The sequence below is a fragment of the Rhodococcus sp. IEGM 1354 genome (genome assembly GCF_030056855.1).
In the GTDB taxonomy this organism is placed as follows: Bacteria; Actinomycetota; Actinomycetes; order Mycobacteriales; family Mycobacteriaceae; genus Rhodococcoides.
Map to the genome: position 1 here is coordinate 1 of NZ_JASHKT010000031.1, position 869 is coordinate 869.

The window sequence follows — 869 nt, forward strand, 5'->3', positions numbered from 1 at the left end:
GTACTGCGCCCGGTATCCGAACAGTCGGGGGAGGCCGCTGAAGTGGCGGTGCGCATCACCGCCGACCTGCTGGCCAGAATCGACGTGTTGCTCGAGTTGGGTTTGGGCTATCTGGCGCTCGGGCGAAACTCGACGACTCTGTCGCCTGGCGAGACGCAGCGGTTGCGGATCGCCACTCAGCTCCGTTCCGGTCTCTTCGGGGTGGTGTACGTGTTGGACGAACCCTCCGCGGGGCTGCATCCCGCGGATGCCGAGCCACTGCTCGACGTTCTGGACCAGCTGAAGGCGTCGGGCAACTCTCTTTTCGTCGTCGAACATGACATGGATGTGGTCCGCCGTGCCGACTGGGTGGTTGATATCGGGCCCGCGGCGGGCGAGGGCGGCGGCCGGGTTCTGTACAGCGGCCCCGTCGACGGCTTGGAAGAGATCGAGGAGTCGGTAACCAGCAAGCATCTCTTCGGGCGAGGGGAATCTCTGCAGCGTGAGCCGCGGCCCACCGACGGATGGCTGACTCTGACCGGAGTAACCCGGCACAATCTGCGCGAGTTGACGGCGAAGTTCCCACACGGGGTGCTGACGGCGGTGACGGGTGTGTCGGGTTCGGGGAAGTCGACGCTCGTCAGCCAGGTCTTGTTCGAGGTGGCGCGCCACCGCCTCGAGACCGCGGCAGACGAGGACGATGACGCGCAGATCGAAGTCGACGTGGCCGAGGTCTCCGGAATCGAGACGTTCACCCGACTGGTCCGGGTGGATCAGCGTCCCATCGGCCGCACTCCACGATCGACACTGGCCACCTACGTCGGAATGTTCGACATCGTCCGCAAACTGTTTGCCGCCACCGATGAGGCCAAGGCTCGAGGATGGGCACC

At 65.4% G+C, this 869-nt stretch carries 1 pseudogene; it reads left to right on the forward strand.

Going from position 1 to position 869, the window contains the following annotated elements:
* Positions 1-869: pseudogene (locus QM588_RS25575) on the forward strand (ABC transporter); the annotation flags it as partial.